Origin of the sequence: Actinomyces timonensis (assembly GCF_040702965.1) — a bacterium.
In the GTDB taxonomy this organism is placed as follows: domain Bacteria; phylum Actinomycetota; class Actinomycetes; order Actinomycetales; family Actinomycetaceae; genus Actinomyces; species Actinomyces timonensis_A.
This window is the reverse complement of sequence record NZ_CP159989.1, coordinates 499,136-518,820: the sequence shown is the minus strand read 5'-3', so window position 1 is coordinate 518,820 and position 19,685 is coordinate 499,136. Positions and strand designations below refer to the sequence as shown.

13 protein-coding genes are annotated in these 19,685 nt (G+C 73.1%); 1 reads left to right on the top strand and 12 read right to left on the bottom strand.

The window, feature by feature from the left end:
- Positions 1–292: 292 nt before the first annotated feature.
- Both ABXS69_RS02240 and ABXS69_RS02235 read right to left on the bottom strand, forming a co-directional pair.
- Positions 293–1,240, bottom strand: coding sequence for a 1,4-dihydroxy-2-naphthoate polyprenyltransferase (locus ABXS69_RS02240; RefSeq protein ID WP_366180984.1), 948 nt, complete (start codon positions 1,238–1,240; stop codon positions 293–295).
- 125 nt (positions 1,241–1,365) lie between these two features.
- Entirely contained in the window at positions 1,366–2,685 is a 1,320-nt protein-coding gene (locus ABXS69_RS02235; RefSeq protein WP_366180983.1) for an AMP-binding protein, read from the bottom strand.
- Between the two features lie 82 nt (positions 2,686–2,767).
- Between ABXS69_RS02235 and ABXS69_RS02230 the strand changes: the two genes are divergently transcribed.
- Entirely contained in the window at positions 2,768–3,154 is a 387-nt protein-coding gene (locus ABXS69_RS02230; protein WP_366180982.1) for a PLD nuclease N-terminal domain-containing protein, read from the top strand.
- A 161-nt stretch (positions 3,155–3,315) separates the two neighbouring features.
- Here the strand turns inward: ABXS69_RS02230 and ABXS69_RS02225 are convergent, their stop codons facing one another.
- The 10 genes from ABXS69_RS02225 to ABXS69_RS02180 form a co-directional block, all read right to left on the bottom strand.
- Positions 3,316–3,819 (bottom strand): zinc transporter, encoded by a 504-nt coding sequence (locus ABXS69_RS02225; protein ID WP_366180981.1) that lies wholly within the window; start codon positions 3,817–3,819, stop codon positions 3,316–3,318.
- A 319-nt stretch (positions 3,820–4,138) separates the two neighbouring features.
- Positions 4,139–4,849, bottom strand: a complete 711-nt coding sequence (locus ABXS69_RS02220; protein WP_366180980.1) for a DUF6318 family protein — start codon at positions 4,847–4,849, stop codon at positions 4,139–4,141.
- 251 nt (positions 4,850–5,100) lie between these two features.
- Positions 5,101–7,752 carry a transglutaminase-like domain-containing protein gene (locus ABXS69_RS02215; RefSeq protein ID WP_366180979.1) on the bottom strand — a complete coding sequence of 884 codons (2,652 nt, stop codon included), beginning with the start codon at positions 7,750–7,752 and terminating at the stop codon, positions 5,101–5,103.
- Positions 7,749–9,008, bottom strand: a complete 1,260-nt coding sequence (locus ABXS69_RS02210) for a DUF58 domain-containing protein (protein ID WP_366180978.1) — start codon at positions 9,006–9,008, stop codon at positions 7,749–7,751. Before ABXS69_RS02210 ends, ABXS69_RS02215 begins: the two co-directional genes overlap by 4 nt.
- Positions 9,009–9,070: 62 nt before the next feature.
- Positions 9,071–10,144 carry an AAA family ATPase gene (locus ABXS69_RS02205; protein ID WP_366180977.1) on the bottom strand — a complete coding sequence of 358 codons (1,074 nt, stop codon included), beginning with the start codon at positions 10,142–10,144 and terminating at the stop codon, positions 9,071–9,073.
- Positions 10,145–10,278: 134 nt separating this feature from the next.
- Positions 10,279–12,993 carry a pyruvate, phosphate dikinase gene (ppdK, locus tag ABXS69_RS02200; protein ID WP_366180976.1) on the bottom strand — a complete coding sequence of 905 codons (2,715 nt, stop codon included), beginning with the start codon at positions 12,991–12,993 and terminating at the stop codon, positions 10,279–10,281.
- Positions 12,994–13,130: 137 nt separating this feature from the next.
- Entirely contained in the window at positions 13,131–14,207 is a 1,077-nt protein-coding gene (locus ABXS69_RS02195; RefSeq protein ID WP_366180975.1) for a putative glycoside hydrolase, read from the bottom strand.
- Complete coding sequence (gene pelF / locus ABXS69_RS02190; protein ID WP_366180974.1) at positions 14,204–15,928, bottom strand: GT4 family glycosyltransferase PelF; 1,725 nt, start codon at positions 15,926–15,928, stop codon at positions 14,204–14,206. Before pelF ends, ABXS69_RS02195 begins: the two co-directional genes overlap by 4 nt.
- The gene (locus ABXS69_RS02185; protein ID WP_366180973.1) at positions 15,922–17,370 is read right to left on the bottom strand and encodes a hypothetical protein; all 1,449 of its coding nucleotides are present in this window, start codon (positions 17,368–17,370) and stop codon (positions 15,922–15,924) included. Before ABXS69_RS02185 ends, pelF begins: the two co-directional genes overlap by 7 nt.
- 330 nt (positions 17,371–17,700) lie before the next feature.
- Positions 17,701–19,479, bottom strand: coding sequence for an MFS transporter (locus ABXS69_RS02180; RefSeq protein ID WP_366180972.1), 1,779 nt, complete (start codon positions 19,477–19,479; stop codon positions 17,701–17,703).
- Positions 19,480–19,685 lie beyond the last annotated feature (206 nt).

Below are 19,685 nucleotides of genomic sequence, written 5' to 3'. Positions count from 1 at the left end.
TCGGCGCGGCCTCTGAGTTGGGGAGAGGGCCGCGCCGAGGGCTCGTCGCGCCCACTGGCGGTCGACCGCATCACGATGCGGCCGACCGCTTTTCTACGCCCGGAGGGGGCGAGCCCATGCGCGTGCGCTCCACCATGGCCGCCGCCCTCGTCGCCATCGCCGCCCTCGGCACGGCCGCCTGAGGGTCCTCGGGCTCGGACAGCGGCGACTGGGATCCGTCAGCGGCACGAGCGCCCCGGCGTCTCAGTCCGGTCCTCGGACAGGGCGCCGGGGCGCCGTCGCGCGCGGGGCCTCAAGTCCCCACGATGAGGAAGGCCAGTCCGATGACGACGCCGTAGACGAGCTCGTACTGGCCCGCGTTGCGCAGGGCGCCGATGAGCTCGCGGCCGGTGGCCCCGGCGCTCACGGCGGTCGTGGCGCGCCAGGCGAAGGGGAGCACGATGACGAGGGGGCAGACGACGTCGACGATGGCCACGGCGTCCCAGGCGCCGCCAACGGCGGCATGCGCCCAGGCGAGCGATCCGGCCGCGATGAAGACCGGCATGAACACCATGACCATGTAGGCGCTGCGGGCGCGGGAATCGCCGAGGCGCACGGCCAGCGTCCTCTTCCCGTGGGAGGGATCGGTGTCGATGTCGCGCAGGTTGTTGACCATGAGCAGGGAGCAGGCGATGAGGCCGATTCCGCAGGCGGCGAGCCAGAGCCATCCGGGCACGGCACCGCCCTGGACGTAGGCGGTGCCGCAGGTAGCCACGAACCCGAAGAAGACGAGGACGAAGACCTCTCCCAGGCCGGCGTAGCCGTAGGGGCAGGGGCCGCCGGTGTAGAACCAGGCGGCGGCCACGGCGGCGACGCCGACGCCGATGAGCCACCACTGGCCCGTGAGAACCACCAGGGCGAGCCCGAGGGCCGCGGCGATCCCGAAGCAGGCGAAGGCGGCGAGCTTGACGGCACCGGGCGGCACCCGCCCCGAGGCGGTCAGCCTCGGCGGCCCGGTGCGCTGGTCGTCCGTTCCGCGCACGCCGTCGGAGTAGTCATTAGCGAGGTTGCAGCCGATCTGGAGGGTCAGGGCGACGCCCGCCGCGAGCAGCGTGCGCAGCAGGGAGCCGGTACCCAACGAGGTGGCGGCGCCGGCGCCCAGGAGGACGGGAGCGACGGCGGCGGGCAGGGTGCGCAGGCGCACGACCTCCGCCCAATTGGTGGCGCGGACGGGCGACGCCTGGAGGGCTGGTCTGCTCATGGGGTCCTCTCGGAGGGGATGCGCCTACGAGCCTATCGCGGGTCACCGTCCGCGCCCTCGGCGGGCGGGCCGCGCGGGAGAGCCTGTGGGCGGGGCCGTGTCCGGGGACCGCCCGCGGATCGGGATCAGTGGCCTGGCCGGAAGGCCTCCGGCCGGCTGGGGTCGGCCAGGAGGGCGGCGACGGCGCGCCGGTCGGGCTTGCCGGGGCCTCGCTGGGGCAGCTCGGGCACGACGACGAGGCGCTTAGGGGCCCTGGCGCCCGGCAGGGCGGCGCGCGCGGCGCAGCGCAGGGCCCCGGAATCCAGCCCTCCGCCCCCGGTGGGCGCGGGAACGACGGCGGCCGCCACGGCGCTCCCCCACCGGGCATCGGGAATCCCGACGACGCAGGCCTCCCCGACCCCTGGCAGGCGCAGGAGAGCGGCCTCGACCTCGCGGGGGTCCACCTTGACGCCGCCACTGATGATGACGTCGTCGAGGCGCCCGAGGACTGTGAGGCGACCGCGCCCGTCGAGGCGCCCGCGATCGGAGGTCAGCAGGAGGGGCCGCCCGTCACGGGTGGTGAAGCGCGAGGAGGGCTCCTTGGCCCCGGGCTCACCGGGGGGCTCGCTGTGGGCGTATCTGAGGGCGAGGACGGGGCCGGCCAGGGAGATGCGGCCCGCGCCCGTGGCGTCGGGGTCCTCGATGGTGACGGTGACGCCGTCGAGGGGGGCGCCGTCGTAGACGCAGCCGCCGCCGGTCTCGCTCATCCCGTAGGTGGTGACGACGGGGATGCCGGCGCTGCGGGCCCGGGCGAGCAGGGCGGTGTCGGCGGCGGCCCCGCCGAGGAGGACGGCGCTGGCGCGGGCCAGGGCGCGGGCGCAGTCGGGATCCGCCAGGGCGCGCAGGAGCTGGGTGGGCACGAGGGAGAGGTAGACGGGGCCGCTGCTGGTGGCGAGGGCTCGGGCGAGTCCGTCGGTGAGCGCGCCTGTCGTGAACCCGCCGGTGGTGTCGACGACGATGGGCTCGGTCCCGGCCACGAGCGAGCGCACGAGGACCTGGAGCCCGGCGACGTGGTGCGAGGGGAGGGCGAGGACCCAGGTTCCGGGCCCGGCCAGGCGCGCGTGGGTGGCGCGGGCGGAGGCGGTCAGAGCGGCGGCGCTCATGGCGATGAGGGAGCCGGTGCCCGTGGTGGAGCCGGAGGTCCGCAGAAGGATGTCGGCGCGGGCGGCGGGGCCGGCTGGGTCGACACGGCGCGCGAGGTCGGCGCGGACGCGGGCCTCATCCTCATGCGGGGAGATAGGGACGAGTAATGGGCGGGGGGCGGCACCACGCCCCGAGGCAGCCGCGGAGGAGGCGGGACGGGAGGCCTCCAGGGCGAGCAGGGGGATCAGGGCGGCCCGGAGCCCGACGACGGCGTCGGGATCTGTGCCGCCGCGCAGGAGGAGGGGGGCCGGGCGCGCGTTCACGGGGGCATCCTCGCACCGCTCGCGCCGTCGCGCCGCCCGGACTCGGCCCGCCCTCGGCCGACGACTCGGATATGGTGGGGGCGTGCGCGCCGTTCTCATCGTCCTCCTGTTCGCCCTGGCGATCTACGCGGTGCTGGACTGCGCCCGCACACCGGGCGAGGACATGCCCGCGCGACTCCCGAAGCCCATGTGGCTCCTCATCATCCTGGCCCTCACCGGCGTGGGGCCGATCGCATGGATCATCACCTCGCGGGTGAAGGCCGCCGAGGAGCGCGGGGGCGTCATCGAGCCCAACCTCTGGTCCTCGCGCGAGGGCGTGGAGTTCCGCCGCCCTGAGAGGCCGCGGCCTCTGGGCCCGGACGACGACCCTGAGTTCCTGCGAAACCTGGATCGGGACATCCGCCGTCGCCGCCGCGACGAGGGCGAGGGAGGCGACGGCGCCTCCCCCTCCTCCCCCAGCGCCCCCTAGAGCCCCGTCCCTCCTCTCCCCGCCCCTCCCCGCCCCGCCTCTCCCCTTTCATCGAGACCGGTCGAAATCAGGAGCGAGACCGGTTGTAGTTTTGGGTGAGACCGGTTGTTGTGAGGGGTGAGGCTGGTTGTTGTTGGGGGTGGGGCTGGTTCGGGGGTGGGTTAGTGGTTGTGGTGGTGTTCGGCGTCGTCGGTGAGGTAGGGGACCAGGCGGCGGATGTTGAAGGGCGGGGAGGTCTGGGTGGTGGTGAGGTAGCCGTTGACGGGCTGCCAGTTGGTGGTGCCGGTGGGGCGGTAGCGGGCGGTCCAGGTGGTGGTCAGGGTGACGGTGACGCCGTCGGCGGTGGTGGTGTACAGGTGGGTGGTGGTGTGGTGGGGGTAGGGGTGCCCGGGGTCGGTGGTGGTCGTGGTTGTGGCGTCGCCCCAGTGCCAGGCGTAGGTGGTGGGGGTGGCCTCGACGTCGACGCTGACGCCGCCCACGGTGGTCGATAGTGAGCGGGTGGCGGGGTTGGTGTAGGCGATCAGCGGCATGTGCACCAGGATGGTGCTCCCGGGTGGTTGGAGGGTGATGCCCGGGCCGTCGACGATGAGGGTCGCCACGTCACGGGAGGTCACCACGATCAGCGCCGAGGCCGGGCCGGGGTCTGCTTTGATCGTAAGAAGCATAGTTGACCGGTCGGTCCCCCGGGACGATCGGATATGCCGGTACCGATACATCCGTACCTCGAGGACGCGGGGGATGGATCGGCCGCCGTCACACTCACCCCGGTGCTGGGCGCTCCGGAGCCGCCACTGGTGTCGACGGCAAGACCTTCACCCCGCACCGGAACGTCTGCGGCGATTAAGGACTCGGTTGTCACCTGGTTCGCGAATGCTCTTGACTCGATTGTTTGTTGATTCCCTGGAGGATCCGGCTCGGACATAAGGAATGGCGACACTGAATACCCTTGAACGACGAGGGAGATGAGAAGTAATTCTTTCATGATTATTTTAGCAACGACACCTGTCCGACACGCCAACCGTCGCCATGATGCCGCAGCGCGAAAAGCAGTCGCGTTTCATCGCGCGCTTCCGAATACTGAATTTCACCCTTGGCGTTAACGGACGTTGATTCGCCTGACTTTATCGTCATTCTTACTCCACAGTACTCTTTCCCCTCGCCTGAGGGAATGTAGACGACGCTTGGCGCCTCCCGGTCCCATGGGTTGGCCCATCCGCCTCCAGCATGGAGCGCGGTGGCGTCGTCGATGGTGGATCGGCAGAAGACGCATCCCTCCTCGCTCATGGCGGCCAGGTCGGTGGTGTCGCCGGTGACGAAGGCGTACCGGTAGAGCTCGAGGAAGTAAAAGGCGGCGCGGACGGCCCCGTCTTCAGTGTTCTGGCTGGCGATGTCGGGTTTGGCCGGTTTGGGCATAGCCAGGGCGGTGGCTCTCTGGGCGGCCAGCTCGGGGCTGAGCGAGGCCGGCGCGCTGACGCTGGGGGTGGCGGCCGCGAACTGCGTGGGCAGGGTCCCGCTGACCTCGGGCGGGGCAGGGTCCTTGGCGCAGGCCGCCAGCAGCACCGGGCCCAGGGCGCAGCAGAACGCCAGCGCCAGGACGATCGGACGGCGGCTGCCGGCGTCGAGACGAGCGCCGCGCCGTCGAGGCAGCGGGGGTCGGGGAGCACGGACCAGCAAGGAGGAGGACGAGAGGGCCATAGGCGCTGGGGCCTTCCAAGGTCGATACGGTCATGAACCAGGGAGCGGCGCGAGACCCCAGGTCGGCCCCAGACGACAGCGGCATCGCCGTCGGACCCCAACCCTAGAACCCCACCCACCCCCAGCACCAGACCCCACCACCAATCTGTGGAAAACCCCCACCAACCCCACCCCACCAGCCCCAACCCTGTGGACAGCGAACCGGTCTCGCTCGTAACAACGACCGGTCTCGACGGGGGGGGGGACGGGGGTCAGATGCGGAAGGGACGGAGGAGACTCGTGGGCAAGAGGCGGGCGCGGACTCGGCGGGGCCAGCTGGCATGCTCACGCATCTCCCTCACGCATATTCCTAACGCCTCATCCAGCCCAGGTTCCCCAGCGGCTGAGCCGGCACCCTCATCCGCGCCAGCGCCGTAGCGCTCCCGCACCACCGCACTCTCCAAGACGCTCAGGGACTCACGCGCGGAGCCGTCGCCAGCACCAAGAGCCTCCGTCAGACGCGCCACCACGGCGCCCGGGGTGCGCGAGGGCAGCGCCGTCCCCCGGCTGATCAGCCCGAGGTCCGCGGCGCTATCCAGCAGCTCGCCCCAAGCGGCCTCCGCCGGCCCGCCTCCGCCGCCTCGACCGCGAACCCCGCGAAACCCGCCGTCGCCGTTACCGCTGCCATTGCCATCGCACATCACCGCTGCGCGGCGCCGCCGCCTCATCACCCTGATGACGGCGGGCCCGGCGAGCAACGACAGCATCAGCAGCACCACCGCCCCCACGGCGAGCCCGCTCGGCTCCGCGCCCACACGGGCGCCCCCAGCCCCCTCGACCGGGTCTGCCCACCCCCCGGCGGACGGGGCGGCACCGCCCTCCGTCGGCTCCGCCCCGACCTGGGAGGCCGTGGCCGGGGCGGAGGCGGTGGTCTTTGGGGAAGCGGTCGCCGTCGGCGCCGGATCGGCCTCGGCCGGGGTGTCCCTGTTGGCGCGCGCGCCGGCCCCACCGGGCGTGGGCTCGAAGGCCACCCATCCCGCGCCATCGATCCACACCTCGGGCCAGGCGTGCAGGTCCTCGGCGCGCACCTGGGTCGGCCCCGCGCCCTGCCCGAGGGTGGGGCTGTGGGAGGCGTAGCCGATGGCGATGCGGGTCGGCAGCCCCATGTCCCGGGCCATGAGCGTGAAGGCGGCGGCATAGTGGACGCAGTAGCCGGAGCGCTCAGCGAGGAACGCCTCCACCGTGCTCACCGGGTCCGCGGAGCCGCCGCCCGCCCCGGTGCCGTCGAAGTCGCCCGGCGCGGACTCGTTGTAGACGAATCCATTGCCGTGGAACCACGCGGCCAGCGCGGCGGCGCGCGCGGGGACGGGCGACGAGGGGCCGAGGCCCGCCGCCGCCAGGGCCTCCGCGCCGGCGGAGTGAACGACGCCGGATCCCCCGCCGGAGTCGCCCTGGCCCACGGGCAGCGCCAGATAGGGCGCCAGGTCCTCGGCGGCGGGCGCCGGCGCGGGGTAGGGCGGCGCGATCATCGGCCAGCCGTCGAGCCCGGCGACGGCGCTCCACCCGTAGGCCCGGTACATGTCCCCCGTGGCGGTGGTATCGCGCCAGGATCGCGCTGTGGAGGTCCCGGGGATCCAGCGCCAGGACGCCGTGTCCAGCGCGGTGCCGCCCCAGGCGCTGGTCACCCGCTCGCCCACCGCGTCCACGACGAGGGTGGACTGGAGCGCGGGCAGGCGGTCGGTGACAAGATCATCAACCCGTATGACGACGCCGCGCAGCCCGGGCACGTCCACGCCGCTCCCGGCGGCCTGCCCCCCGGAGGCCTCCAGGACGGAGACCGGGGTGAGGGCGGCGCCGTCGAGCCCCGTCGGCGGCTCGCTGACGGTCCGGGCGTTGTCGGGGACGCTGATCGGATCCCAGGTTCCGCCGTCGAGGTCGCGAACGACGGCGAGCGTGAAGCGCAGGGACTCGCCGCCCTCGGATCCCTCGGCCTGGTAGGAGAACGCGGTGCCCGTGCTGTGGACGAGGTCGCTGCCCAGCGTCAGGCTGGTCTCGGGAACGCTCTTCTCCCGGCCGACGACGCGGTCGAGCAGGTCGTCCTGCGCCCTCACCGGCAGCCCGCCACCGACTCCTGCAGCGAGGACGAGCGCGAGGACGAGCACCACGACCCGCGCCCCCGCCAGGCCCAGCCGGGCGCGCAAGCCCGCCAAGCCCGCTGCGCCCGCCGCGCTCCCGCGCCGGGCGGGCGCCATGGGCGCGGCGCTGGCGATGAGCAGGAGGATGCCCATGCCGAATCCGGCGACCACCCGCCCCGGTGGGGTCCAGTCGGCGACCGATCCCGCCACCAGCATGGAGGAGGCGGGGACGACGGCGGTCACCCCGACCCTGTCGCCGCCAGTGGTGGAGATGAGCGCGCACCACCAGGCGATGAGCAGTGCGAGCGCGGCGAGCAGGAGGGAGAGGCTGTCGCTCACCGACATGGGCGGGTGGGTGGAGCGGACCTGCTGGCCGACCTCGGCGAGCGCGGACGCCGGGTCGGCCATCCACGTGCTCAGCGCGGGGCTGGCGAGCGACTGGGCGGCCAGGAGGGTGCTGCCGGCGAGGAGGCCGAGGACGCAGGGCAGGACGGGTCGCCGCGGCCACAGGACCCGGGCGCCACCGGTGATGAGCAGGACGGCGGCCGTGATGAGGAAGGCGCGCGACTGCCAGGGCCCGGGCAGGAGGACCCGCTCGAGGACCCTCAGGCCCGCCCAGCTCAGGGCGGTGACGATGAGCGCCCCCCACAGGGGCTGGAGCCGCGAGGCCTCGCCCGAGGGGTGGGGCTCCCGGGACCGGCTCAGCCGGCCCGGCCCGGCTGGCCGACCCGGTTCGCACTGCTGGCTCCTCCTCGTGAGCCGTCCTGCGCGCGGGCCGCGTCCCCTCATCGTCGGCCCCCCACGGGTGGGTCGGTGCGGAGGGTGGGCGCGCCGTCATCACCGATGAGGATGATCGCCGAGGCCTCCGGCAGTTCCCGGCCCGCGCGGGCGGCGAGCGCCGGGGAGTCGGTGACGAGGGCGTCGGGGGCGCCGGTGCCGCGCGCGCCCCAATGCTCGGCGGCGCTCGCCCTGGCGTCTGCCGGGCCGACGACGGCGAGGCGGCGCAGGAGAGCGAGGCCCTGGCCCGGGGCGCTGCCGGCCACGCCGTCGGGCCCAGCGCTCGGCCCGCGACTCGGCCCAGCGCTCGGCCCGTCACTCGCCTCGCCGCCGAGGTCGAGGTCGACGGCGCAGCCCTGCTCCGCCCAGGCGGTGATGAGGGCCGCGGCGACGCTGATCGCCCGCTCCGCGCGCTCCGATTCCTCCACGCCGTCCCGCGGCTCCGCCGCCCCGGCCCTCCCCCGCGCCCCTGAGGGCGCCGTGGCGGCGAGCCGGAGGGCGAGCGAGCGGCGCGGGCGCGGCACTCGGTCCCTCTCAGCGACGACGAGCCCGCCCTGGCGCGCGGACTGGCGCCAGTGAATGGACGTCAGCGGGTCCCCGGGGAGGTAGTCGCGAAGGCGGCAGATCTGCTCGCCGCCGCGCTGGGCCGAGCCTCGCTCACGGTGGGCGCTCCTGCCCCAGGAGGCCGAGCCCGCGCCGACGGCGACGCCCTCGGGCAGGGCCGCGGGCCTGGGCAGGACGAGCACGTGGGAGGCGGCACGGATCGGCACGCGGGCGCGCGCCAGGCCAAAGGGCTCGTGGATGAGGAGCCACCTGGCCTCCAGGCGCAGCGCCCCGCGCTCGGCGCCGGTGATCGTCAGGGAGGAGATGAGCGACTCCCCGCGGTCAGCGGCGCTGCTCCGCCCCACCGCCCGCAGGGGGCCGGTGAAGCGCCGCTGACCGTGGGGAGCGATCCCTCCGGCCGGGCTCGCGCTCCGGGGCAGGTGCTCGATCTCCCAGCGCAGCCACGCGGGAAGGGCGCCGATGAGCCTGGACCGCCCCTCGATGGCCCAGGCGCCGGGCTGCCCGGCGATGATCTCCTCGGGTCCGAGGAGTCGCGCCCGGGGCGCTGCGAGCGCCCCCAGCGCCATCGCCATGAGCAGGCACAGGAGCATGAGGATCGCCAGGAGGAGGCCGGCCCTCATGAGCAGGGCCAGGCGCGTGGCCCACCCGGCGAGCGCCAGGAGGAGCGCCAGGGCGAGCATCTCCCAGCCGTGCGACGTCGGCACGGCAGCGGGCAGGCGCCACCACGGCCTCCGGCCCGCGCTCCGGCCGGGCGCCCGGCCGGCCATCAGGTCCTCGGCGCCGGGGCGCGGGCGATGATCCTGGCGAGCACCGACTCGGCGGCCTGGCGCTCATGGGCGGTGGAGGCGAAGCGCCCGGCGGGCACGATCCGGTGGCCGAGGACGGCGGGGGCGGCCGAGGCGATGTCGTCCGGCGTCACGAATCCGCGCCCATCCATGGCGGCGCCGGCCCTGCCCATGGCCACGAGGTGGAGCGCGGCCCGGGGGCTGGCGCCCAGGATGAGCTCGCTGGTGTCCCGGGTGGCGGCCGCGAGCGCGACGGCGTAGCGGGCCACCGGCCGCGTCACCGCGATGGCGGCGACGGCGGCGCGCGCCCTCCTGGCGCCGGCCTCGGTGTCCACGGGGGTCAGGGACGTCAGCGGGTCGGCGCCGCCGCGGGCGAGCACCATGGCGGTCTCGGCCTCGGGGTCGGGGTATCCCAGGGACAGGCGAGTCATGAAGCGGTCGCGCTGCGCCTCGGGCAGGGGGAAGGTGCCCTCCATGTCGAGGGGGTTCTGGGTGCCGACCGTCATGAAGGGGTCGGGCAGGGGCCGCGAGCGCCCCTCGACGCTCACATGCCCCTCCCCCATCGCCTCCAGGAGGGCGGACTGGGTGCGCGGGGTGGCGCGGTTGATCTCATCGGCGATGAGGATGCCCGTGAAGACCGGCCCGGGGTGGAAGCGGAAGGCGCGGGCCGCCTGGTCGTAGATGGACACGCCGGTGACGTCGGCGGGCAGGAGGTCGGCGGTGAACTGGATGCGGGCCGAGCGCAGGCCGAGGCAGCGGGCCAGGGCGAGGGCGAGCGTGGTCTTGCCGACGCCGGGGACGTCCTCGATGAGGAGGTGCCCGCCGGCCAGGAAGGTGGCGACGGCGGTGCGCGCCTCGTCCTCCTTGCCGAGCACGACGGAGCAGATGCTCGCGGTCAGGCTCCTGGCCAGGGCGGCGAGCTCATCGGCGCCCATGGGGGCCGTGGGCGGGGGCGGCGTGGAGCCGGGGTCCCGGGGGGCCGAGGAGGCGACGGCCTTGGCGCGGGGCGCGCCCGGGCCAGGGGCTTCAGGGGCACGGGCCGTCGGAAGGCTCATGCGGCGATTCTCGCACGGCCCGGGCCGCGTCTGAGATGCCCCGGGATGCGGGACGGCGCCCACCACCCCGCGAGGGGGCGGTGGGCGCCGTCACCGGTGGCCCGAACGGGGCCGCGGTTGGGCGGGCGCAGGCCCTACTGCCGGGCCGGCTCCGGGGCGAGGACGGCGGCGCGGCCGGCCTCGAGGCGCGCCACGGGGACGCGGAACGGGGAGCAGGACACGTAGTCGACGCCCACGGAGTGGAAGAAGGCGATGGAATCGGGGTCGCCGCCGTGCTCGCCGCACACGCCCATCTTCATCCCGGGCTTGGTCGAACGACCGCCCTCGACGCCCAGGCGGACCATGGCGCCCACGCCGTCGACGTCGATGGACTCGAACGGGGAGGTGCCGAAGATCGCCTCCTCGATGTAGCGCCCCACGAAGGAGGTCTCGACGTCATCGCGGGAGAAGCCCCAGGTGGTCTGGGTCAGGTCGTTGGTGCCGAAGGAGAAGAAGTCGGCCTCCTCCGCCACGTGGGAGCTGGTGATGGCAGCGCGGGGCAGCTCGATCATGCAGCCGATCGGGAAGGAGAGGTCGTAGCCGGACTGGGCGCCGACCTCGGCCAGTACGGCCTCGGCGCGCTCGCGGGCGATCTGGAGCTCCCGGATGGAGCCGATGAGCGGGATCATGATCTCGGGGCGCGGGTCCCCCCCGACGCGCAGGCGCTCGACGGCGGCCTCGGCGATGGCGCGCACCTGGAGCTCGATGAGTCCGGGCATGGTCAGCAGGAGGCGGGCGCCGCGCAGGCCGAGCATGGGGTTGGCCTCGTGACTCTTGCGCACCACGGCCAGGAGGGACTCATCCGCGGGGTCAAGGACCCCCTTCTCCCGGTCGACGGCCACCTTGACGCTGAGCTCGGTGAGGTCGGGGAGGAACTCGTGCAGCGGCGGGTCGATGAGGCGCACCGTCATGGGCTTGCCGTTCATCGTCTCGAGCATCTGGACGAAGTCGCCCTTCTGCAGGGGCAGGAGCGCGGCGAGGGCCGCCTCGCGCTCGGCCTCGGTGACGGCCAGGATGAGGTTCTGGACGAACTTCTTGCGCTCGCCGAGGAACATGTGCTCGGTACGGCACAGGCCCACGCCCTCGGCGCCGCGGTGGATGGCGTGGCGGGCGTCGTCGGGGGTGTCGGCGTTGGCGCGCACCGCCAGGCGCCGGACCTTGTCCGCGTGGCGCATGAGGCGGTCGACGCTGGTGATGAGCTCGCGATTATCGACGTCGCCGGCGCTGTCCAGGGCGGTCTCCAGGCCGCGGCGCAGGTAGGTCATGACGGGTGAGTCGGCCACCTCCACCGAGCCGAGGAACACCTCGCCAGTGGTGCCGTCGATGGCGATGATGTCCTCGCTGGTGAGAAGCTCGTCGCGCCCGGCGACCCGCACGGTCTTGGCGGCGGCGTCGACCTCGAGCGCCTCAGCGCCGCACACGCAGGTCTTGCCCATGCCGCGCGCGACGACGGCGGCGTGGGAGGTCTTGCCACCGCGCGCGGTGAGCACGCCGGAGGCGGCCACCATGCCGGGCAGGTCGTCGGGGTTGGTCTCGCGGCGCACGAGGATGACGGATTCACCGGCCTCGGCGCGGGCGATGGCCTCGGCGTTGTCGAAGGCGATGAAGCCGACGGCGGCGCCGGGCGAGGCGGGCATGGCCTTGGTGAGCAGGTCCCGCTCACCCGCGGTGGAGAACTGCGGGAACATGAGCTGGTTGAGCTGTTCCCCGGTGACGCGGGCGAGGGCCTCATCGGTGGTGATGAGCTTCTCGTCCACCAGCTGGGTGGCCACGCGGAAGGCTGCGGCGGCGGTGCGCTTGCCCACGCGGGTCTGGAGGAGCCAGAGCTTGCCGCGCTCGATGGTGAACTCGATGTCGCACAGGTCGCGGTAGTGGGTCTCGAGCTTGCGCATGGCCGCGCGCAGGTCCTTGTAGGACTCCGGGTCGAGGGACTCCAGGTCCGCCAGGGACAGGGTGTTGCGGATGCCGGCGACGACGTCCTCGCCCTGGGCGTTGACGAGGTAGTCCCCGTAGACGCCGGAGCGACCGGTGGAGGGGTCGCGGGTGAAGCAGACGCCGGTGCCGGAGGTCTGCCCCATGTTGCCGAAGACCATCGTGCACACGTTGACGGCCGTGCCCAGGTCGTGGGGGATCTTCTCGCGGCGCCGGTAGATGTGGGCGCGCTCGGTGTTCCAGGAGCGGAAGACGGCCTCGGTGGCCATGTCGAGCTGGCCGCGGGGGTCCTGGGGGAAGTCGATGCCGGCGTGCTCGCGGACGATGGCCTTGTACTCCTCGACGAGCTCGCGCAGGGCTTCGACGTCGAGCTCGTAGTCGAGGACGACGCCGCGTGAGGCCTTCTTGGCGTCGAGGGCGCCGGAGAAGTGATCGCCATCGATGTCCAGGACGGTCTTGCCGAACATCTGGATGAGGCGGCGGTAGGAGTCCCAGGCGAAGCGCGCGTCCCCGCTGGCCTCGGCGAGACCCTCGACGGAGGAGTCGTTGAGGCCGATGTTGAGGACGGTCTCCATCATGCCGGGCATGGAGAACTTGGCGCCGCTGCGCACGGAGACGAGCAGGGGGTCCTCGGGGGCGCCGAGCTCGCGGCCGAGCTCCTCCTCGACCTGGCGCAGGGCGGTGGTCACCTGGACGGCGAGCTCGTCCGGGACGGCGCCGTCGGCGAGGTAGGCCCGGCAGGCGTCGGTGGTGATCGTGAAGCCGGGGGGAACGGGCAGGCCGAGGCGGGTCATCTCGGCGAGGTTGGCGCCCTTGCCGCCAAGGAGGTCCTTCTGGTCCTTGTCACCCTCGCTGAATCGGTACACGTACTTGGGCATCCTCGCCCCTTTCAGTCGTCAGTCGCGCGACATCGCGCTAGCCAGGTCATCCCACTCTAATGTGACTTCTGTCCCAGGTTCAAACCGCGGCGATTCGGCGGAGGCGCCCCGAGGGGTCCTGCGGCGCTCGGACGGCCTCAGGGGCGCAGGGCGACGAGCCCGGACCTCGGGCCCAGGACCACGCGCCGGGGCAGGGGCGCGCCGTCGGCCCCGCCCCGGGGACCCGGCTCCACGAGACCGGCGGGCAGTCGGGGGCGGGCGCCGCGGGCGCCGTCGAGATTGACGATGGCGACGCCCCGCTCGAAGTCGCGCCGCCACAGGAGGCCCCTGTGCCGGGGCGGCCCCAGGGGCGCTCCGAGGTCGGCGTCGAGTGCGGGGATCCAGGCCAGGCGCGAGTAGTCGTCGTGGCCGGTGGAGGCGAAGGCCCCGCGCCCGCCGCCCAGCACCCAGAAGGCGGCCAGCCCGTAGAGGGCCCGGGGCGACCCGGCGCCCCCGCTGGGGGCGCGCACGATCGTCAGGCCAGGGGCGGTGAGCTCATGGGCCTGGGCGAGCGCGTAGGGGGCGTCGAGGAAGGAGTCGTCGCCCCAACCGAGCCAGCACTCGTCAAAGCCCCCGCCCCAGGCGCTGTGGCGCTCCCAGCGGCCGGGCTCGCGGCGGGCCTCGGCGATATTGGGGACGAGGATCCGGCCGATGCCCGCCAGGGCGGCGCCGGCCTCGTCCACCAGCATCCCGAGGGAGTCGCGCAGCGAGGCGGGATCGTCAGCGCCCTCGATAGGCAGGCCGAGGCCGTAGTAGTCGTCGAAGACGTCGTTGTCGGCCATGACGCCGTCGAAGGCGGTGGGCTCGATCCTCTCGCGCACGCGCTCGGCCCAGGCGCGCCTGTAGTCGGGGTCCCAGACGGCGGCCTGGAAGTGCCCCGGATAGCCATCCCATTCGATGAGGGAGCCGTCGCGGCGCCGGGCGTGCCAGCCGTGGCGGGCGGCCTCGGCGTGGGCGATCCCGGAGGCGAGGCGCTCGGGCGGCTCGAAGTCCCTCGTGGAGGACAGGCACTGGTAGGCCAGGACCGTCATATGGGGCGCGAGCTCCTTGAGGCGCGCGGCGGCGGCCGTCTCCCAGGGCTGGAGGATGGCGGCCCGATAGTGCCGGGCCGCCTCCTCCACGTCCGCGGCCTGAAGGGGGCCGCCGTAGCGGATCCAGGCGCCGACGCCGGTCATGCGCCCCCAGCCAGCGCCCCGGGGGCCCCGACGGCCCTTGCGGTGGCGGCGTGGCGCTGACTCGCCAGATCGTTGTAGATCCGGTTGTAGGTGGCATTGACCAGGCCCAGGTTGAAGGCGGTCTCGACGCGGCGCCGGGCCGCGTGGCACATGTCCTCGTACAGGCCGGGGTTGGAGATGACCTGGTGGATGCGGTCGGCGAGCAGGGTGGGATCGCCGGGGGTGAGCATGAGCCCGCACGGGCCGATGAACCCGCCGTCGTCGGCCTTGATCGGGTCCTCCACCACCGAGCGCAGGGCGCCGACGTCGGAGGAGACGGTCGGGATCCCGGCGCCCATCGTCTCCAGGGAGACCACGGGCAGGCCCTCGTTGTAGCTCGGCAGGACGAACAGGTCGAACTCGTCGAGCAGCTCGCGCACGCGCACGGTGCCGCGGATGGTGATGACGTCCTGGAGCCCCAGCTCGGCGATGCGGGCCGCGCAGCGCTCGTAGTACTCGGGCACGTGCTCGGTAGGCCCGCAGACGTCGAGGTGGATGCGCATGCCGCGATCGCGCATGATCTCGACGGCCTCGATGAGGTCGAGCAGCCCCTTGATCGGCACGACCCTCGCGATGTAGACGAGCCTCCACAGGTGGCGGTCGCCCTCGGCGTGGATGCGCTCGATCGCCTCACGGCGGGCGGACCACAGGGCGTCGAACTCCTCGACGTCGAGCCCGTTGGGCAGGACGACGGACGCGTCCGGGATGCCGCCGAGATCCTTGGCCTCCTCGATGGCGCGGGGGTAGAGGTAGGTCATGAGGTCGGCGTGGGGGTAGCACAGGCGGCCCATCTCGATCCACCAGGCCATCCACATGCGCTCGCGCGCGGTGACGTCGAAGTCCCGGTAGTCGCTCAGGCGCACCGGCAGGTCCATGCGCCGATCCAGGAGCGTGTTGACGGTGTCGCGCACGTAGAGGTTGTGCTCGGTGAGCAGGAAGGAGGCCCCGTGCTGCCGGGCGGCGGCCGCCGCCAGCAGGGAGGCGTAGCCGGTGGTGTGGGCGTGGTAGACGGCGGCGCGGGGCACCGGGTCGGCCAGGACGGCGTGCGCCAGGGAGAAGAAGTCGCGCAGGCACCAGAAGAGCTCGGACAGGGACATGCCCAGGTCCGGCATCATCTCGCGGAAGGCCTCCATGAACTCCTGGGTGCCCAGCAGCGCCCACAGGGGGTAGCGGCGGGTGGCGGGGCTCATTCCCTCGTCGATGAGCCGCCAGACCTCCTCGCCGTCGCCGGTGGCAGCCAGCTCGATGAGCGCACCGAGGAGCCGGCGCGACAGGGCGCGCCGCTGGGCGCGGCTCATGCGCAGGTCCCGGGGGCGGGCGGCCAGGAAGTCGTCACGGTGCTCGGCCATCGACAGGTAGAGCACCCTCACCCAGGCAACATTGGACGGCATCCCGTACAGGTCCGTGTGCGGGGCCTCGGAGTCCCAGGCGATGTGGATGATCCCGAAGGTCTTGTCCGGGTTGCCGGTGATGATGTCATGGACGACCGCCGAGACCCCGCCCTTGAGGTAGGGGTAGGTGGACTCCATGACGATGGCGACGTCGACGTCCTCGTAGTGGCCGTCGGCCGGGACGCCGTCGGGCCGGGAGGGGGCGGGCTCCTCCGGCGCGAGCAGCGCGGGGGCCTGCGGGGCGCGCTGGTCGAGCGCCTCCGGAGCGGTATCGAGCGCGAGACTCACCATGACAGTGCCTTTCCCCAGAAGAATGCGTATTCGGGCGCGCTCCAGCGCCGGTGTTGGATGAGAACGCCGATGACGCTCAGGCCCATCGCGACCAGGGCGATGGGGCCGTAGGCGCTCACGGAGCCGAAGGCCGCGAAGGAGGCGGCGATGAGGACGACGGCGATCCCCGACAGGACCATGGCCGCCCGGGAGCCTCCGGCATGGTCGATCTCATAGGCGAGGAGGGTGAGCACGGCCAGGAGGAGGCTGGCGGCACTGACCACCGTCACCGTGGCGATGTCGCCGGGGGCGAGCATGGCGGTCAGGGCGATGACGACGAGCGTCGCGGCGCTGCCCACTGAGGCCATGCGCGCCAGGGACCAGGTGACCATGCGCCGCAGCGCGGATCCCCGGAGGCGCAGGGCGCTCATGGGCTCGTTCTCCAGGGCGTCGTGGAAGCCGGTGAAGGCCTGGTTGATGCGCGGCGAGGCGATGGCGAAGTAGTAGGAGTAGGCCAGGACGGCCGGCTGGAGGCACAGGTAGACCAGCGAGACGTCGAACTGCCGGCCCACGGCGAAGAACAGGAGGAGCTTGTCGGCCCACAGGACGCCGCCCAGGATGAGCCCGCGCCACATGTCGGCGATCACCGGGACGACGGCGAAGCGCCGGGGGCGGGCCAGGGCGCGCAGGTCGGCGCCGATGGCGAGGATCTGGGTCAGTGCCCCGGCCAGCGGGGGCGCCAGCCACCAGCCGGGCGCGATGAGCAGCGCGATCGCGTAGGCGAGCCAGCCCAGCGCCCACAGGTGGCGACGCGAGCCGAGGTCGGCCACGACGAGGGACTGCACGAAGACGACGTGCGCGATGATGAGGGCGAAGTGGGCCGCCAGGGCGCCGACGCCCCATCCGGTGACGATCCCGACGCAGGCGGTCACGGCCATCGCCGGCGCGATGGACAGGGCGAGCAGCCCGGGCCAGACCTCGCAGTAGTGGCGCCTGACGGCGTCGGGCCCCTGGGGGACGGTGGGGCCGAGGAGGCGGTACACGGGGGTCCCCACCACCTGGCTGAGCCAGGGGACGGCCACCGAGGCGGACAGGATGAGGGTCTCGAGGCGGACACCGGCCACGGAGTGCGGGGCGAGGCGGTCGGCGACGAGGGGGAAGGCGCTGCCCAGGAGGATCGCCGGGGACATGACCAGGACCATGAGCCACAGCGATGATCCACGATCACGGGGCCCGGTGGGATGACCGCCCCTGGCGGCGGCGGGCGGGGACGTGAGCAGCCCGGCGGCCAGGAGGACCAGCGCCGCGATGAGGGCGATGGTGCTGGCGGTGGGCCAGCCGAGCAGCCCGAGGATGGAGGCGCCGAGCGCGAGCGGTATCACCAGCGCGGCGAGGTCGGCACGAGGGAGAGGACTGCGGCCCCCGCGCTGCGGCAGGTGGCGCTGTCGGTGTATGCGGCTCATTCTGTTGTGTTCTCACAGGAGGTCGTGAAGGCGTTTCGGGTTCGCCTCTGCGCTGATCAGGGACCAGGACCCCTCCACGATAACCGCGCCATACGCCCCACTTGGAATCACGTACGACACTCAAAGCGACATGCAATAACTGTCAGGAAACAGTCAGCATTTTCCCAGGTGTGCGGAAGCGTTGGAAACAGAGCGCGATCCTCTCCCCCCAGGCCGTCCGTGCCAGAGGAAAAGCCCGGCAGCGCGCGACGCCAAAGCGCCCGCGATGTGCGCAAGACCATTTCTCCGGGTCCCGCATTTCGGGACGAGGTCGGACCCGCGCGGCGCAGGTCAGTCCCGCGCGCCCGGGGAGTCGGGGGAGGCGCTCTCGCGCTTATGGGCCTCCTCAAGCGCCCTGAGGGCCTCGGTGGTGGCGCGCGTGGCGCGGTCGAGCCTGGCCCGCGCCTTGTCCTCCCAGGCCTGAGCCACCTCGACCTCGGCCAGGGCCTCCTCGACGGTCGGCTCGGTGTCGACGAGGTGGGCCGGGGCGATCGCGAAGATCTCGGAGACGTCGAGGTCGGGGTTCTCCTCCTGGGTCTCGACCAGCTCGGCGACCTCCTCCTGGCTGGCCACGGCCGGCATGGAGCCGGGCAGGGGGCGGCGGGCCGTCTCCTTGAGCCCGAACACCGCGGCGAGGGCCGCCACGGAGGTCCCCAGCAGCCAGAACGCGGGCGCCAGGGGGCTGCCGGTGGTGGCCACGAGGGCCTCCATGATGAAAGCGGCCGTCCCGCCGAAGAGGGCGACGGCGATGTTGTAGGCGATGCCCATGCCCCCGTAGCGGGAGCGGGTGGGGAAGATCGCGGGGAGGGAGGCGGCCAGGTTCCCGACGTAGGCCGCCGTCGGGTAGGCCAGCAGGGCCAGGCCGAGCAGGACCGACCAGACCTCCTTGAGCTCCAGCAGCAGGAAGACGGGCACCGCCAGCACGATCGTGCTCACCGCCGCCGACAGGAGGACGGGCCGGCGGCCCACGTGGTCCGACAGCCGGCCGCAGGCCGGCACGAGGAAGGCCACGAGGACGAGGATGGGCAGGGTCAGGAGAGGGCCGCGCTCGGCGTCGAGGCCGAGGGTGGTGGTCAGGTAGGTCGGCATGTAGGAGGTGAGGGTGTAGCCCACGGTGTTGGCGCCGGCCACGAGGACGATCGCGATGCCCAGCTCCCGCCAGTAGGTCCGCACCATCTCCCTGAAGCCGAGGGGCCCCTCCTCCGGCTTCATGATCTCGGTCTCCACGGCCGCCAGGTCCGCAGGCTCCTCGTCCTCGGTCTCCGCCTGGGCGCCGCGGAAGGCGGGGGTGTCCTCGATGCGGTTCCTCAGGTAGAGGGCGATGGCGCCCATCGGCAGGGCGACGAGGAAGGGGATGCGCCACCCCCAGGTGGCCATGAAATCCCTGGGCAGGGTGAGCATGAGGACGGTGACGAAGCCCGCGCCCAGCGCGTTGCCGATGTAGGAGCCCCAGTCGAGCATGGCGGCGTAGAAGCCGCGGCGCTTGTCGGGGGCGTACTCGGTGACGAAGGTCGTGGCGCCGGCGTACTCGCCGCCGGTGGAGAAGCCCTGGACGAGCTTGAGGCAGATGAGCAGGATCGGCGCCCATACGCCCAGGACACTGGCCGGCGGCAGGACGCCGATGCCGAAGGTCGCCAGCGCCATCATCATGAGGGTGAAGGCCAGGACCTCCTTGCGGCCCAGGCGGTCGCCGAGCTGGCCGAGGATGACGCCGCCCAGCGGCCGGGCCACGAAGGTGACGGCGAAGACCCCCAGGGAGAAGAGGTTCTGGGCCACGGGGGTGGCGCTGGGCAGGAAGGCCTGACCCACGAGCACGGCGACGTAGGCGAAGACGCCGACGTCGTACCACTCCATGATGTTGCCCACGACGGATCCGAGGATCGCCCTGCGCAGCGCCGATTCCTCGACGACGGTGACGTCGTCGGCGCGCAGGCGGCGCCTGCGGCGCAGGTAGGCGAGCCGGCGCTGCTCATGGCGCAGCCGCTCGGCGCGCCTCCGGGCGCCCTTCGCGCTGGCGCGGGATGCTCGTTGGTGAAGACTCTTCTCGGTGGCAGGGATCCTGTTATCCATCGACTTCCGATCGTCGTCGGGCATGGTCGGCAGGGGCGTCGAGCCGGCGGCCCGACCAGCTGGGTCGGGCGGAGCGGCAGCAGAGCCGGGCCGCGCCTGCCCACGTCACGGCGCACGGGGGCGCCGGAACGGTCCAAGAGGCTACCACCGGGTCACGACGCGTCGTAAGGGCGACTGTCACAGCCGATGGCCTCCCCCGAAACGGC